The organism is Xanthomonas sp. 3307 (assembly GCF_014199735.1).
Classification (GTDB): Bacteria; Pseudomonadota; Gammaproteobacteria; order Xanthomonadales; family Xanthomonadaceae; genus Xanthomonas_A; species Xanthomonas_A rydalmerensis.
Genome location: NZ_JACHOG010000006.1, coordinates 108100 through 122572 on the forward strand (window position 1 = coordinate 108100; position 14473 = coordinate 122572).

Below are 14473 nucleotides of genomic sequence, written 5' to 3' on the forward strand. Positions count from 1 at the left end.
GGGCGCGATGCGACAATGGCCGCCGCTCCCCGGCGCGTGCCGCCGGACCGTTCCGTTTCCTTCCGCTGGATGCTCGATGTTCTTTCGCAATCTGACCCTGTTCCGCTTCCCCACCACGCTCGATTTTTCCGAGGTCGAAAAGCTCCTGCCGGAGGCCCAGCTCAAATCGGTCGGCCCGCTGGAAATGAGTTCGCGCGGCTTCATCTCCCCGTTCGGTCGCGACGAGCAGGAAGCGCTCTCGCACCGCATCGCCGACTTCCTGTGGTTGACCGTCGGCGGCGAGGACAAGATCCTGCCCGGCTCGGTGGTCAACGACCTGCTCGCGCGCAAGGTCGCCGAGATCGAGGAGAAGGAAGGCCGGCGCCCCGGCGGCCGCGCGCGCAAGCGACTCAAGGACGACCTGATCCACGAGCTGCTGCCGCGCGCCTTCGTCAAGTCCTCGCGCACCGACGCCATGCTCGACCTGCAGCACGGCTACGTCGCGGTGGACACCTCCAGCCGCAAGACCGGCGAAAACGTGATGTCGGAGATCCGCGGCCTGCTCGGCAGCTTCCCGGCGTTGCCGCTGAACGCCGAAGTGGCGCCGCGCTCGATCCTCACCGGCTGGATCGCCGGCGAGACTTTGCCCGAAGGCCTGAGCCTGGGCGAAGAGTGCGAGATGAAGGACCCGATCGAAGGCGGCGCGGTGGTCAAGTGCCAGCACCAGGAACTGCGTTGCGACGAGATCGACAAGCACCTGGAAGCCGGCAAGCAGGTCACCAAGCTGGCGCTGGTGCTCGACGACCACGTGTCCTTCGTGCTCGGCGACGACCTGGTGATCCGCAAGCTGAAGTTCCTCGACGGTGCGCTGGACCAGCTCGAGCATGCCGACCAGGACGGCGTGCGCGCCGAGCTGGACGCGCGCTTCGCGCTGATGAGCGCCGAGGTACGGCGCCTGTTCCTGCTGCTGGAAGAGGCGCTGAAGCTGAGCAAGGCCGACTGATGCGGCGGAGGCAGCCGCACGCGGCTGTCACCGTGCGCCCCCGCGCCGGCGGTATGCTGTGCCCATGCCCGATCTGCTCCGTCGCCTGATTGCGCCGCCACCGGCGGCCGTCGAACGCGACCTCGTCCGCTTCCGCCTGGACGAGCGCGAAGTCGAGGTGCTGCGCGTGCGCGACCCGCGCGCGCGGCGCATCAAGCTCAGCGTGGACGAACGCGGCGCGCGGCTGACCCTGCCGCTGCGCGCCAGCCTGATCGCCGGCGAACGCTTCCTGCTGGAGAACCGGCAGTGGCTGGCGCAGCAGCTCTCGCGCTATGTCGCTGCCGAGACGCTGACGCCGCTGCGGCCGGGCGAAGCGGGCGAACTGCCGCTGCGCGGGCAGTCGCTACCGGTGACCTGGCACGACGCGCGCTACGCGCGCATCGAGGTCGCCGACGGCGTGGCCCACCTGCACCTGCCGCCGCGCGGCGGCGATGCGGCGCTGCGCCGGGCGCTGCGCGATTTCTACGAAGCCCAGGCCCGCGCCGACGTCGGCCGCTGGTTGCCGCAATACCTGCCATCGCTGCCGCGCGCCCCGCGCGCGGTGCGCTACAAGATCATGTCCTCGCAGTGGGGCTCGCTGGCGCCCGACGGCAGCATGGCGCTGGACTTGGCGCTGGTGCTGGGGCGGCCCTCGGCGTTCGAGTACGTGCTGGTGCACGAGCTCTGTCACCTGATCCAGGCCAATCACTCGCCGGCGTTCTGGCACGAAGTGGAAGCGCGCTTCCCCGACTGGCGCGCCGAGCGCACCTGGTTCCACCAGCACGGCCGCCAACTCAAGGCGCATCTGCGCTGGCTGCTGCGGCCGGAGCGCGACTGAAGCGCGCATCCACGAACGGTGGCAAACGCGCCGTAGGAGCGGCTTCAGCCGCGACGGGCTTCATCGAGAACGCCCACCGCGGCTGAAGCCGCTTCTACTGGCCAAGCTGCACACGATAGGCCTGGGCGAAAGCACGTTCTTCGAAGGGCACGGAAGACGCTGTGGCGGTTACACCCGGCCCGCGACTGAACGCCGAACAACGCGATGCGATCGGCGTGAACGGCGAGGGTGTGGTTGGGGAGCGAATCGGGCACACATGCTGCACTGCGGCACGACACGGCGCGCAAGCGGAGATGCGAACAAGGGGGATGAGCGTGCGAGTGGGCGCCGATGCGGTCGCATCGCGATGTGTCACCCCAGCGCTGCGGAAGCAGAACTCCATGCAGCGCCCGGCAGGCCCCCTCTCCTCCCGCCTACCGCGAATCAGGCGCGTCCTCCGGCGCCAGCGAGGCGGTACGGTCCGTGCGGCGCTACGCCGGCATGTCAGGACGCCGGGATCGAGCCGCGTACACAGGACGTATCGCGTCTACGCCTGTTGACGGCAGGCGTGGGCGCAACTTAAGCGAAAATTTTTCTACACACAAGCTTCACTTTGAGTGTGTAGGGAGCACACCTACACCGCTGTCCGCAGGCCCCTGACAGCCACGCATTGACAGCCACGCATTCGGCATGGCGGCGGAAGACACACGGCACCGCCGGCGCTGCGCGCATGGCGCCCGATCCGCCCGACAGCCGCCTTCGGTCAGGCGCTGCGCGCGTACTCGAAACCGACGGGCGCAGGCTGGATCGCCAGCATCGGCTCCTGCGCGTGCGGCACCGGCGTTGCCGCGTCGGCCAACCGGAACACCGCCACCGCCTCGCTCAGGCTGCCGGCCTGCTGCTCCAACGCACGCGAGGCCGCGGTGGCCTGTTCCACCAGCGCCAGGTTCTGCTGGGTGCTGCGGTCCATCTGCGCCATCGCCTGGCCGACTTCGTCGATGCCGGCGGCCTGCTCCTGCGAGGCCGCCGCGATGCCCGCCATGAGCGCATTGACCTCGCTCACCGACGCGAGCACGCGGCCCATGGTGCTGCCGGCATCGTGCACCTGCGCCGACGCCACCGCGACCTGGTTCACCGATGCCTCGATCAGGCGCTTGATCTCCTTGGCCGCATCGGCCGAGCGCTGCGCCAGCGCGCGCACCTCGCTGGCGACCACGGCGAAGCCGCGGCCCTGCTCGCCGGCACGTGCGGCTTCGACCGCGGCGTTGAGCGCCAGGATGTTGGTCTGGAAGGCGATGCCGTCGATCACTCCGATGATCTCGCCGATCTTGCGCGAGGCCACTTCCACGCCCTGCATCGCACCGACCGCCGCGTCGATCGACGCACCGCCATGACCGGCGACCGTCGCCGCCGCGTCGGCCAGCTCGTTGGCGTGGTGCGCATGGGCGGCGTTCTGGCGGACGGTCTCGGTCAGGCGCGCCGCCGCACGGACGGTGCGTTCCAGCGTGCCGGCCTGTTCGGCGCTGCGCTGCGACAGGTCCTGATGGCCGCCGGCGATGGCGCCGGCTTCGGCGTCGATCGCCGCGGCCGCGTGCTGGATGCCGGCCACGATCGCCGCCAGCTGGTCGGCGCTGGCGTTGGCGTCGTCGCGCATGTCGGCGAACACGCCGCGGAAGTCGCCGCGCATGCGCACGCCGAGGTCGCCGCTGGCGATGGCGCGCAGCAACCCGGACAACTCGCCCAGGTTGCCGTCCACCGTCGCCATCAACTGATTGAGGCTCTCGAGCATGATGCGGAAATCGTGCTGGTGCGCGCCCACGTCGGCGCGTGCGCTGAAGTCGCCGGCCGCAGCGGCCTCAGCCAGGTGCCAGATGTCGCGGCTGAGCGTGCCGAGGTTGGCCTTGATCGCATCCATCGCCTCGGAGATCGCCGCCTGCTCGCCGGGCAGGCGCGGCATGTCCTCGCTGAGATCGCCGATGGCGTAGCGCCGCATCAGCGCCACCATCGACTGCGCGGTGCCCACGTGCAGGTCGACCAGCGCATTGGCGTCGCGCAGCAGCTGCCCGTAGTCGCCGGGGAACGCCGCCGCGTCGCCGCGGCAGGCGATGGCGCCGTCGGCATGCTGTTGCGCCATCTGCCGCTGCTCGGCCAGCACCGCGCGCAGCTGCGTCTGCATGGTCTGCATGCTGCGCAGCAGGTCGGCGGCCTCGTCGTTGCCCTGTGCCGGCACCACCGCGTCGAGCTGGCCGGCGGCGATGGCCGCGGCGACGCGGGTGCCCTCGCGCAGCGGCCGCACCAGGCTCTGGGTGATGCACCAGCCCAGCCAGGCGCTGACCGCCAGCAACAGGCCGCCGCCGAGCAGCAGCAGCCAGCGCGCATGGGCCATGGTGGTCACCGCCTGCGCATAGGAACCATCGCTGAGCGTGCGCAGGTGCGCGGCATTGCGCTGGATCGCCTGCTGCCACTGCGCCAGCAGCGGCTGCAGGGTGTACAGGTGCAGGGTCTGCGCATCCAGGTTCTGGTTGTCGGCGGCCAGTGCCAGCACCTGCGACTGGAACGGCTGCACCTGCGCATAGGCCTTGTCGATCGCCGCGCGCAACTGCGCGCCGGTGCGGTCGGCCGGGTCCAGGCGCATCGCGAACAACTTGCGCCGCGCCTGCGCGTAGTCCTGCTGGGCCGCGCCGATGGCGCGCACCACCGCCTGCTTCTCGTCGGGATTGGTCAGGATGACATCGTTGAGCAAGCCGATCTCCAGCCGCGCCTGCGCCGCGACCATCGCGTTGGACAGGCGGATCTTCTCCATCTTGTCCAGGGCGATGTCGTCGAGCTGATGCCGCGCCAGCGCCATCGACGCCAGGCTGGCCACAATCAGGGCGCCGCAGATCGACAGCAGGGCGGCGAAGGCGAAGGTCAGGCGCGGGCCGACCCGGTAGCGGCGAAGGAGGCGGATCATCGGAAGTGCGGCGTCAGGGCGAAGGGTGCCCGCTACGCTGTGCGCCGAAGTTTTCCGAAACGCGACGGCGCGGCGACAACATGTCGAACTGTGACGCCGGGAGGAGGACGACCGCGGCGTAGTGCGCAGCGCTGGCTGTCGCTGCGTCGCAGTATGCGTGCGCGCTGTCCGGCGGCATGGCCGCGCAGCGCGCGCTGCGCCCGCGCGTGCCCAGGCGAGCGCGCGCCGCCGCGGCCGCCTCAGAGGAAGTCGTGCAGCAACGCGGCCACCGCCGCCGGCTGTTCCATGTGCAGATGATGGGTGCCGGGCAGCGTGTGCACGCGGCCGTCGCGCAGGCACGCCGCGCGCTGCAGGCGCAGCGGCTCGGGCAGCATGTCCTGCGCCGGATCGGCGAACACCACCGCGGTCGGGCACTCGATGCCGGCCAGCAGCGCCTGCATCTGTGTCTCGGTCGAACGGATCGCCGTCGGCAAGGTCAGGCGGCGGTCGCTGCGCCACACGTAGCCGCCGTCCACCGCGCGCACGCCGCGTTCCACCAGCAACCGTGCCGCCGGCTCGCTGAGCTGGTTGGCCAGCATCCGCGCGCGCACCGGCGCGGCGAGGTCGGGGAAGACGCGCAACGGTGCGGCGTTGGCGCGGCGAGTGCTGGCGACGCTGTTGCGCAGCCGTGCCACCGCGCCGTCCTCGCTCTCGGCCAGGCCGCCCAGCATCTCGATCGCCACCAGCTTCTCGATGCGCTGCGGCGCCGCGGCGGCCAGCAGGCTGGCGATGGCCGCGCCCATCGAATGGCCGATCAGCACGAAGCGCTCCCAGCCCAGCGCATCGGCCGCGTCCAGCACCGGATGCAGGGCACTGGCCAGCAGGTACTCGGCGCCCTCGGGCAAGGCGCTGCTGTGGCCATGGCCGGGCAGGTCCAGCATCACCAGGTCCAACTGCGGCAGGTGCCGGCTCAGCGGCACGAAGCTGGCGGCGTTGTCGAGCCAGCCGTGCAAGGCCAGCGCCTTGGGTCCATCCGGATTGCCGCTGCGCAGCCCGGCCAGCGCGCCCACCCGCGACGGGCAGGCGAAGGGACGCAAACTCATGCGGCGCGGGCCGCCAGCTGTGCCAGTGCGCGCGCGTGCGCCGGGGCGTCGTTGAGGCAGGGGATGTAGCGCACCTGCATGCCGCGTTCGGCGCAGGTCTCGACGAAGCCCATCGCCACTTCTTCCAGGGTTTCCAGGCAATCGGTGGCGAAGCCGGGACAGATCACGTCCACCTGCTTGACCCCCTGCGCGGCCAGGTCCCACAGCCGCGGTTCGGCATACGGGCGCAGCCAGCGCTCGGCGCCGAAGCGCGACTGGTAGCCGAGCTCCCATTCCCCGGCCTCCAGGCCCAGCGCGGTGGCGATCGCCTGCGCGCTGGCTTCGCAGCGCTGCGGGTAGGGATCGCCGTTGTTGGCCACGCGCTGCGGCAGTCCATGGAACGAGAAGAACAGGCGCTCGCCGCGGCCGTGCTGCGCCCAGTGCGCGCGCACGCTGTCCGCCACCGCGGCGACCCAGGCCGGATCGGTCGGGTAGTCCTCGATCAGGTGCACCGGCAGCTGCGGATGGCACGCCTGCCAGGCCTGCACCACGTCCTCGATCGAGGCGGTGGTGGTGGTCGAATACTGCGGGTACAGCGGCAGCACCACGATCCGGCGCACGCCGGCCTCGCGCAGCGCGTCCAGGGCCGGCGCCAGCGCCGGCGTGCCGTAGCGCATCGCCCAGGCCACGCGGTGCCCGGGCAGTTCGCGCTGCATGCCCTCGGCCAGGCGCCGGGTGTACACCGCCAGCGGCGAGCCATCGGCTAGCCACACCTGCGCGTACTTCTCCGCCGACTTGGGCGAGCGCCGCGGCAGGATCACCCAGTGCAGCAGCGGCCACCAGAACAGCCGCGGGATCGCGACCACGCGCTTGTCGCCGAGGAACTCGGCCAGATAACGGGCGACCGCAGGCGCGGTCGGCGCCTCGGGCGTGCCTAGATTCACCACCAGGATGGCGGTCTCGGGTGCGTAGGACATGCGCGCATTGTGGCAGAGCGCGCGAGTCGCGGCGTGTCGATCCGCTCGATCGCGACGATCGATGGCGCCTGTGCATGGCGCCGGTACCACTCATTGCCGATTCATTGCCCTGTGACTAAGTTCAAGCACTTGCAGTATCTTGCTGCGGACCTACTTCGGAGCCCGCCATGCCCCTCCTGCCGCGCCTCGCCCTGTTGATGAGCACCGTGTTGTTCGCTGGCCACGCCGTGGCCGGTCCGGAAGAGGACGAGCGCGCCCGCAATGCGCTGCGCGTGCTGACCGACATCCAGAAGATCCCCGAACAGTCCATCCCCGACAAGCTGCTCGACGAGGGCCGCGCCATCGTGGTGATCCCGGACACGCTCAAGGCCGGCCTGGTGATCGGCGGGCGTCGCGGCCATGGCCTGATGTCGGTCAAGCGCCCCGATGGCACCTGGTCCAATCCGGTGTTCGTCAAGCTCACCGGCGGCAGCATCGGCTTCCAGGTCGGCGTGCAGTCCTCCGACGTGGTGCTGGTGTTCCGCAACGACCGCAGCCTGGACAACATCGTCAACGGCAAGTTCACCCTCGGCGCCGATGCCGGCGTCGCCGCCGGCCCGGTCGGGCGCAACGCCGCCGCGGCCACCGACGGCCAGCTCAAGGCCGAGATCTGGTCGTGGTCGCGCGCCCGCGGCCTGTTCGCCGGCGTCGCCCTCGATGGCGCCGCGCTGCAGATCGACGATGCCGCCGACCTCAACGCCTACGGCCCCAACACCACCCCGCGGATGATCTTCGAGGGCCGCACCACGAACCGGCCGTCCAACGACATCGTCGCCTTCCGCGACAAGCTCGAGGAAGCCACCTACGCCGCGCGGCAGAGCCGCGGCACCGACAGCAGCGGCGATTCGACCGCAGCCCCGGCACCGGCCATGCCGGCACCGCAGGCCGCGCCGGAACCGACCGCCGCGCCCGACGCCGCCGCCAGCACCGTCCCCCTGCAGGGCCAGACGCAACCGGCGCAGCAGGGCTTCCAGCCGGTGTCCGACGGCGAGATCCGTACCGAGAAGCTCGACGGCGATCGCTGAGCGTCGTTCCCAACGCCACCTGTCCATCCCGCCGTACAGGCATGCCTGCACGGCCGGGAAAGGTAACGCGGCACGGCGCGGTGCGTTATCCTGCGGGTTCCTTACGACTTTTCTGCGAGCGGATCATGGGCAGTCTTAGCATCTGGCACTGGCTGGTCGTGCTGGTGATCGTGCTGCTGGTGTTCGGCACCAAGCGGCTGACGAGCGGCGCCAAGGATCTGGGCAACGCGGTCAAGGAATTCAAGAAAGGCATGCGCGACGAGGACAAGCCCGCCGGCCAGCTCGGCGACGAGACGCGCAGCAGCAGCGAGCCGTCCCGCCAGACCCAGGCCGAGCGCGACCGCGACGCGCACTGACGGGACACCGCCGGCGTGTTCGATATCGGATTCAGCGAACTGCTGGTGATCGCGGTGGTGGCCCTGGTGGTGCTCGGCCCCGAGCGCCTGCCCAAGGCCGCGCGCTTCGCCGGGTTGTGGGTGCGCCGTGCCCGCGCGCAGTGGGACTCGGTGAAGCAGGAACTGGAACGCGAACTGGAAGCCGAGGAACTCAAGCGCAGCCTGCACGACGTGCACAGTTCGCTGCGCCAGGCCGAGACCCAGTTTCGCGACGGCAGCGAGGAACTGCAGCGGCAGACCGAGGCGCTACGCCGCGAGATCGACCCGCACCCGCCGGTGCCGCCTGCCGACAGCGCTTCGGCGGCCGTGCCGCCAGCGGCTGCCGCCGCAACCGACACTTCGACGCCGCGCGTTGCCGATTCGGCCACGCCACTGCCACCGTCGATGGCGCCAGCAGCGTCCGCCGTGCCGGCCGCCGCGCGCGGTGCCGCCGCGCCACATCCGGCGCCCTCCGCCACGGCGACGGGCAGCGCCCAGTCGCCCTCCAGTGAGCCGGAGGCACCGCGATGAACGTCGAAGCCGAAAGCAGCCTGATCGAACACCTGATCGAACTGCGCGCGCGGCTGATGCGCGCGCTGATCGGCCTGGGCGTGGTGGTGGTGGCGCTGCTGCCCTTCTCCAAGCGCCTGTACTCCTGGCTGGCCGAGCCGATGCTGGCGCAGTTGCCGGTGGGCCAGAGCGTGATCGCCACGCACCCGGCCGGCGCGGTCATCGCCCCGCTCAAGCTGGCGTTCTTCCTGGCCCTGTTCGTGTCCGCGCCGTGGCTGCTGTACCAGGCCTGGGCCTTCGTCGCCCCTGGCCTGTACCAGCGCGAGAAGCGCCTGGCGCTGCCGCTGCTGGCCTCGGCGGTGCTGTTGTTCTACCTCGGCTGCGGCTTCGCCTACTTCCTGGTGCTGCCGGCGGTGTTCCACTTCCTGACCACGTTCAAGCCGGACGTGATCCAGCTCACTCCCGATGCCGGCGCCTACCTGGACTTCGTCCTGGCGATCTTCTTCGCCTTCGGCGCCAGCTTCGAACTGCCGGTGGCGCTGGTGATCCTGGCCCTGCTCGGCTGGGTGACCCCGCAGCAACTGCGCGAGGGCCGCGGCTACGCGGTGGTCGGCATCTTCGTCCTGGCCGCGGTGCTGACCCCGCCCGACGTCGTCTCGCAGCTGATGCTGGCGATCCCGATGTGCCTGCTGTACGAACTGGGCATCATCGCCGCGGCGGCGGTGACCAAGAAGCCGGGAGTGGAGATTCGGGAATAGGGATTCGTAAGCGCGGTTCGCTGCGTCTGACCCATCCTCGGACCAGATAGCGCTCGCCTGCACACAGCAAAACGGCCCCGAGGGGCCGTTTTTGCTGTTGCTGTCGCTCTACGAATCCCGAATCCCCACTCCCGAATCCCAGCCCTCAAGCCACAAAGACGTTCGAAGGCGGCGGCGGCACCGCCGGCGCGGCATCGCCGGCGTGCACGAACATCTGCTTCCAGGCCGCGTACACGATCCCGGCCAGGACCGGCATCAGCAGCGCCATCAGCAGCAACTGCGCGACCAGCGCCGCCACCGCGGTGCCAACCAGGAACTGCAGCACCAGCATCACCACGGTCAGCGCGAAATAGAACGCGAACATGGCCAGGAAGGCGAGGACGAAGAACACCAGCATCGCCGGCAGGTTGTGCAGGCAGGCGCGCAGGCCGTGACCGATCGCGGCGATGCCGTTGCGGCCGTCGAACATCACCTGCGGCGCAAACAGGAACAGGGTCAGCGCCACCGCCACGAAGCCGACCGCCACCAGCATCAGCCACAGCAGGATGCGCAACGCCGGCAGGGTCGCGACCAGTTGCTCCACCTGCAGCGGATCCGGCTGGGCGCCGGACTGGCCCAACTCGTTGAGCTTGTTCATCACCGTGGTCAGCTGTTCGAGCCCGCCTGGACCGATCACCACCACGGCCAGCAGCGCCAGCGCCAGCCCGACCACCACCTGCGGCAGCAGCGCCACCAGCAGGTTCGGCGTGCGGCCGCCCTGCAGGCCCTGCAGCAGGTGCGCCGGCTCGGCGCTGCGGCCCTGGTCGACCTCGCGTACGGCCCACACCAGCCCGCCGAACAGCAGCGGCCCGGCCAAGCCCATCAACAGTTGCGCCAGCATGCCCAGGGTGGGGTTGAGCACGCCCAGGAACAGCGCGATCAGCGCCGCCAGGCCCCAGACCAGTCCGAGCCGGCCCAACGCCCACGGCGCCCGTCGCAGCAGGGACATGCCGGCCAACAGCCATTCCGCGCCGGCCGAGGCCGGCAGCTTGCGAATCTCGATCATTGCCAATCCGAAGTGGGGGACGCCGTACAGCGCGGCGACTGCACAGATTATCGCGGTTTTGCCTGGCCGCTGCTGTGCTGCCCGCGTGCGTGCTGAACGAAGCGCCGCAACAGTTTGCGTGCCAGCGGTGCGGCGCTGACCTCGCGGGCGATGGTACGGGCGCAGCGTCCGGCGCTGCGTAGACAGTCGGCACGCGCCTGCACGTAGCCGCGCATGTGGTGGGTGGCGAACTCCGGATGGAACTGCAGGCCCCAGGTCGCCTCGCCCCAACGGAAGGCGTGGCACTGGTCCTGCGCCGAGCGCGCCAGCACCGTGGCGCCGGCCGGCGCGCGCAGCACCGTCTGCAGATGCGTGGCATGCGCAGGGAACCGCGCCGGCAGGCCGGCGAACAACGGATCCTCGGCGGCGGGCGGATGCAGTTCGATGTGCACCGTGCCCGATTCGCGCCCGGCCGGGTTGTAGGCCACCTCCCCGCCCAGCGCGTGCGCCAGCAGCTGGTGGCCGTAGCAGATGCCCAGCAGCGGCGTGCCGTCCTCGGCGGCCTCGCGCAGCCAGGCCGCCGAGCGCTCGCTCCAGTCGGCCCGGTCGGTGACGAACGCCGCCGAGCCGGTGACGATCACCCCGGCGAAGTCGCCCCGCGCCGGCAAGGCCTCCCCGGCGGCGACATTGGCCACCACCGTCTCGCGCTCGGCCAGGCCGGCGGCGACACGGATCCAGTGCGGAAAGCGGCCGTAGCGCCGCATCGTCGCCACCGGTTCGCCGGTTTCGAGGATCAGGAAGGGCGCAGCACGGCGACGGACGGGAGAAGCCAACGGCATGGTGGGATTCTAGACGGCAGCGCGCGGCTTTTTCCGAGCGCCGAAGGTGTCGATGGCATAAGCATATAACTGCGAGCAAGGGGAGGCGGCCGCGACGCGGCCGGGCCTGATCCCCGGCATGACGGAGCCGCGGTGGGATGGCAGCGCGGTGGCGCACAAGCGATCCGGCGGGGCATGCGGTCGGGTCGGTGCGCGGCCACGGCTTCCCATCCGCTTCAGCGCGGCGCGCGCAGGCTGTCGCTCTTCCTTCCTGGCAGGTTCGATATGCGCAGTCCGCTGATTTCCTTGGTCCTGGTCACGCTGCTGAGCGTGTCCGCATCGGTGGCGGCGGCGCCGGAGTCCGGCCGTCCCGCCCAGCCCACGACGCTGACGGTGCTCAGTTCCGGCGGCATCATGGGCGCCATCCGCGCCGTCGCGCCCGACTACGAACGCAGTACGGGAGTGAGGCTGCACATCGAGGCGGCGCCGTCGATGGGCGACACGCCGCAGGCCATTCCCAACCGCCTCGCCCGGCACGAGCCGGCGGACGTGCTGCTGATGGTCGGCGCGGCGCTGGACACGCTGGTGGCCAACGGCCAGGCGCGCCCCGCCAGCCGCGTGGACCTGGGCGAGTCCTACATCGCCATGGCAGTCAAACAGGGTGCACCGAAACCGGACATCTCCACGATGGAGGCCTTCCGCAAGACCTTGCTCGACAGCCAATCGGTGGCCTATTCCGACAGCGCCAGCGGCGTCTATCTGTCGCGCACGCTGTTCCCGCGGATGCGGCTCGGCGCCGGCTTCGCCGCCAAGGCGCGGATGATTCCCGCCGAGCCGGTCGGCGCAGTGGTCGCGCGCGGCGAGGCACAACTCGGTTTCCAGCAACTGAGCGAACTCAAGCCGGTTCCGGGCATCGCCATCGTCGGCCTGATCCCCAAGCAGGCGCAGCAGATGACGCTGTACTCCGGCGCTGTCGCCACCGCCAGCACGCAGCCGCAGGCGGCGCAGGCGCTGCTGGATTACCTGGCGTCTCCTGCGGCGGCCAAGGCCATCGCGGAGAGCGGCCTCACGCCGATGGCCGGGAAGAAATAACGGCGGCGCGAATCACGGCGCTGCGGACGGCGTTCTCATCCGACGCGTGGGCGGTGCGCTCATTCTCTGTGGTCGCGGCTTGGCGATGCGCTCCCGCAAGCGCATCGTGTGCGGCAGACCAGCGCGCGAGGAGACCCATGCCGACCACGCCGCCCCCGCCCGCTCACTCCCGCGGCGGCAACACCGACAGCACTTCCTCGATGGTGGTCAGCCCGGCAGCCACTTTTTCCAGGCCGGCGCGGCGCAGCGTGCGCACGCCCTCGTCCTGGGCGGCGCGGCTGAAGCCGGCCAAGTCCATGTCGGCGCGGATCAGGGTGCGCAGGCGCGGGGTCACCGGCAGCAGTTCGTACAGGCCCACCCGGCCCAGGTAGCCGGTGCGGCGGCACTCCAGGCAGCCGACCGGGGCGTAGGGTTGCAGCGGCTCGGGCAAGGCCTCGCCCGGCTCGCGCAGCGCGTCCCACTCGTGCGGCTCCAGCGTGTGCGGGCGCTTGCAGTGGCCGCACAGGGTGCGCACCAGGCGCTGCGCCAGCACGCCGTTGAGGGTGGAGGCGACCAGGTAGTGCGGCACGCCCAGGTCGAGCAGGCGGGTGATTGCCGAGGGCGCATCGTTGGTGTGCAGGGTCGACAGCACCAGGTGTCCGGTCAGCGAGGCCTGCACCGCCATCTGTGCGGTTTCCAGGTCGCGGATTTCGCCGATCATGATGATGTCCGGGTCCTGCCGTAGCAGGGTGCGCACGCCGCTGGCGAAATCCAGGTCGATGTTGGTCTGCACCTGCATCTGGTTGAACTCGGTGGCGATCATCTCGATCGGGTCCTCCACGCTGCACACGTTCACGTCCGGCGTGGCCAGGCGCTTGAGCGTGGAGTACAGCGTGGTGGTCTTGCCCGAGCCGGTGGGGCCGGTGACCAGCACGATGCCGTGCGGGCGTTCCACCAGCGCGTTCCAGCCGGCCGCTTCCTGCGGGCTGAAGCCGAGCTGGTCCACGCTCTTGAACGCGGCATCAGGATCGAAGATGCGCATCACGCACTTCTCGCCGAAGGCGGTGGGCATGGTCGACAGGCGCATCTCGGTCTCGCGCCCGCCCGGCGAGCGGGTCTTGATGCGCCCGTCCTGCGGCCGCCGCCGCTCGGCCAGGTCCATGCGCCCGAGCACCTTGATGCGGCTGACGATGGCGGTCATCACCGCCGGCGGCACTTCCAGCACCTTGTGCAGCACGCCGTCGATGCGGAAGCGCATGCGCCCGGCCTCGCGCCGCGGCTCCAGGTGGATGTCGCTGGCGCGCTGCTCGTAGGCGTACTGCAGCAGCCAGTCGACGATGTGCACGATGTGGTGGTCGTCGGCGTTGACGTCGCCGCCGCGGCCCAGTTCCACCAGTTGCTCGAAACTGGGCAGGCCGCTGCTCTGTTCGGTGCGCCCGTCCTTGGCGCCGCGCACCGAGCGGGTCACGCCGAAGAACTCCATCGTGTAGCGATGCAGGTCCAGCGGGTTGACCACCACCACTTCGATGCGGCGCCGCGCCAGGTGCTGCACGTCGCCGAGCCAGTCCAGCGCCAGCGGTTCGCTGGTGGCCACCAGCAGGCGCTCGGGCTGCAGGGCGAGCGGCAGGATGCGGTGGCGGCGCGCGTAGGCGTGCGAGACCACGCCGGTGACTGCGGCCACGTCGACCCGGGTCGGGTCGATGCGCAGGTAGCGCAGGCCGCAGCGCTGCGCCAGCCATTCGGTCAGCCGTTCCAGGCTCAGCTCGCTGCCCGGCGGACGGGTCGCGGCGAGTTTCAGGTTGGACAGCAGCACCAGCGGATGCACGTCGCTGACGGTGCGCGCGGTCTGCGCCGAGAACTGCACGCGACCACGTTCGGCCGGCGCGACCAGGCCGTCGGCGAGCAGTGCGGCGGCCACGCGCTCGAAGCTCAACCGGCCCGGCGGCAATGCCACGGCGGGCTCGGCGGGCAACGACGCGGGGGGCGCGGCAGGGCGCGAATCCATGGTCCAGGTCCGGTGCGCGGAAGTCCCCGCGAGTCGGTCGC

General features: G+C 70.7%; 13 protein-coding genes. 7 read left to right on the plus strand and 6 right to left on the minus strand.

What is annotated here, in order from left to right; all coding sequences use genetic code 11:
- Positions 1-76 precede the first annotated feature (76 nt).
- Both GGR64_RS15025 and GGR64_RS15030 read left to right on the plus strand, forming a co-directional pair.
- Positions 77-982, plus strand: coding sequence for a recombination-associated protein RdgC (locus tag GGR64_RS15025; RefSeq protein ID WP_184646854.1), 906 nt, complete (start codon positions 77-79; stop codon positions 980-982).
- A gap of 64 nt (positions 983-1046) precedes the next feature.
- Positions 1047-1838: a SprT family zinc-dependent metalloprotease gene (locus GGR64_RS15030; RefSeq protein ID WP_184646856.1), complete on the plus strand. Its 792-nt coding sequence runs from the start codon at positions 1047-1049 to the stop codon at positions 1836-1838.
- Between the two features lie 742 nt (positions 1839-2580).
- Here GGR64_RS15030 and GGR64_RS15035 read toward each other — a convergent pair.
- The 3 genes from GGR64_RS15035 to hemH all read right to left on the minus strand — a co-directional run bounded on the left by GGR64_RS15035 (position 2581) and on the right by hemH (position 6808).
- Positions 2581-4770 carry a methyl-accepting chemotaxis protein gene (locus GGR64_RS15035; RefSeq protein WP_184646858.1) on the minus strand — a complete coding sequence of 730 codons (2190 nt, stop codon included), beginning with the start codon at positions 4768-4770 and terminating at the stop codon, positions 2581-2583.
- 239 nt (positions 4771-5009) lie between these two features.
- Positions 5010-5852: an alpha/beta hydrolase gene (locus GGR64_RS15040; protein ID WP_160967118.1), complete on the minus strand. Its 843-nt coding sequence runs from the start codon at positions 5850-5852 to the stop codon at positions 5010-5012.
- Positions 5849-6808, minus strand: a complete 960-nt coding sequence (gene hemH / locus GGR64_RS15045; protein ID WP_184646860.1) for a ferrochelatase — start codon at positions 6806-6808, stop codon at positions 5849-5851. The genes GGR64_RS15040 and hemH overlap by 4 nt, the downstream gene beginning before the upstream one ends.
- Positions 6809-6975: 167 nt before the next feature.
- Between hemH and GGR64_RS15050 the strand changes: the two genes are divergently transcribed.
- The 4 genes from GGR64_RS15050 to tatC all read left to right on the plus strand — a co-directional run bounded on the left by GGR64_RS15050 (position 6976) and on the right by tatC (position 9514).
- Positions 6976-7872 (plus strand): YSC84-related protein, encoded by an 897-nt coding sequence (locus GGR64_RS15050; protein ID WP_184646862.1) that lies wholly within the window; start codon positions 6976-6978, stop codon positions 7870-7872.
- Positions 7873-7997: 125 nt separating this feature from the next.
- The gene (gene tatA, locus GGR64_RS15055; protein WP_019798768.1) at positions 7998-8228 is read left to right on the plus strand and encodes a Sec-independent protein translocase subunit TatA; all 231 of its coding nucleotides are present in this window, start codon (positions 7998-8000) and stop codon (positions 8226-8228) included.
- 15 nt (positions 8229-8243) lie between these two features.
- Positions 8244-8777 carry a Sec-independent protein translocase protein TatB gene (tatB, locus tag GGR64_RS15060; protein WP_184646864.1) on the plus strand — a complete coding sequence of 178 codons (534 nt, stop codon included), beginning with the start codon at positions 8244-8246 and terminating at the stop codon, positions 8775-8777.
- Entirely contained in the window at positions 8774-9514 is a 741-nt protein-coding gene (tatC, locus tag GGR64_RS15065) for a twin-arginine translocase subunit TatC (RefSeq protein WP_184646866.1), read from the plus strand. The genes tatB and tatC overlap by 4 nt, the downstream gene beginning before the upstream one ends.
- Positions 9515-9659: 145 nt before the next feature.
- Here tatC and GGR64_RS15070 read toward each other — a convergent pair whose 3' ends face one another.
- On the minus strand, positions 9660-10559 hold the full coding sequence (locus GGR64_RS15070) for a BPSS1780 family membrane protein (RefSeq protein WP_160967128.1): 900 nt from the start codon (positions 10557-10559) through the stop codon (positions 9660-9662).
- A gap of 47 nt (positions 10560-10606) precedes the next feature.
- A complete protein-coding gene (locus GGR64_RS15075) occupies positions 10607-11377 on the minus strand; it encodes a glutamine amidotransferase (RefSeq protein WP_184646868.1) in 771 nt (256 codons plus the stop codon).
- 264 nt (positions 11378-11641) lie between these two features.
- Here GGR64_RS15075 and GGR64_RS15080 point away from each other — a divergent pair, with 264 nt between their 5' ends.
- On the plus strand, positions 11642-12448 hold the full coding sequence (locus GGR64_RS15080) for a substrate-binding domain-containing protein (RefSeq protein WP_184448848.1): 807 nt from the start codon (positions 11642-11644) through the stop codon (positions 12446-12448).
- Positions 12449-12611: 163 nt separating this feature from the next.
- Here GGR64_RS15080 and GGR64_RS15085 read toward each other — a convergent pair whose 3' ends face one another.
- Positions 12612-14432: a GspE/PulE family protein gene (locus GGR64_RS15085; RefSeq protein WP_160967132.1), complete on the minus strand. Its 1821-nt coding sequence runs from the start codon at positions 14430-14432 to the stop codon at positions 12612-12614.
- Positions 14433-14473: the final 41 nt, after the last annotated feature.

Coding starts and splice junctions, on each gene's coding strand:
- GGR64_RS15035 (WP_184646858.1), bottom strand. CDS start 4,770: ATGATCCGCCTCCTTCGCCGCTACCGGGTCGGCCCGCGCCTGACCTTC.
- GGR64_RS15070 (WP_160967128.1), bottom strand. CDS start 10,559: ATGATCGAGATTCGCAAGCTGCCGGCCTCGGCCGGCGCGGAATGGCTG.
- tatC (WP_184646866.1), top strand. CDS start 8,774: ATGAACGTCGAAGCCGAAAGCAGCCTGATCGAACACCTGATCGAACTG.
- GGR64_RS15025 (WP_184646854.1), top strand. CDS start 77: ATGTTCTTTCGCAATCTGACCCTGTTCCGCTTCCCCACCACGCTCGAT.
- GGR64_RS15040 (WP_160967118.1), bottom strand. CDS start 5,852: ATGAGTTTGCGTCCCTTCGCCTGCCCGTCGCGGGTGGGCGCGCTGGCC.
- GGR64_RS15080 (WP_184448848.1), top strand. CDS start 11,642: ATGCGCAGTCCGCTGATTTCCTTGGTCCTGGTCACGCTGCTGAGCGTG.
- GGR64_RS15085 (WP_160967132.1), bottom strand. CDS start 14,432: ATGGATTCGCGCCCTGCCGCGCCCCCCGCGTCGTTGCCCGCCGAGCCC.
- tatA (WP_019798768.1), top strand. CDS start 7,998: ATGGGCAGTCTTAGCATCTGGCACTGGCTGGTCGTGCTGGTGATCGTG.
- GGR64_RS15075 (WP_184646868.1), bottom strand. CDS start 11,377: ATGCCGTTGGCTTCTCCCGTCCGTCGCCGTGCTGCGCCCTTCCTGATC.
- GGR64_RS15030 (WP_184646856.1), top strand. CDS start 1,047: ATGCCCGATCTGCTCCGTCGCCTGATTGCGCCGCCACCGGCGGCCGTC.
- hemH (WP_184646860.1), bottom strand. CDS start 6,808: ATGTCCTACGCACCCGAGACCGCCATCCTGGTGGTGAATCTAGGCACG.
- GGR64_RS15050 (WP_184646862.1), top strand. CDS start 6,976: ATGCCCCTCCTGCCGCGCCTCGCCCTGTTGATGAGCACCGTGTTGTTC.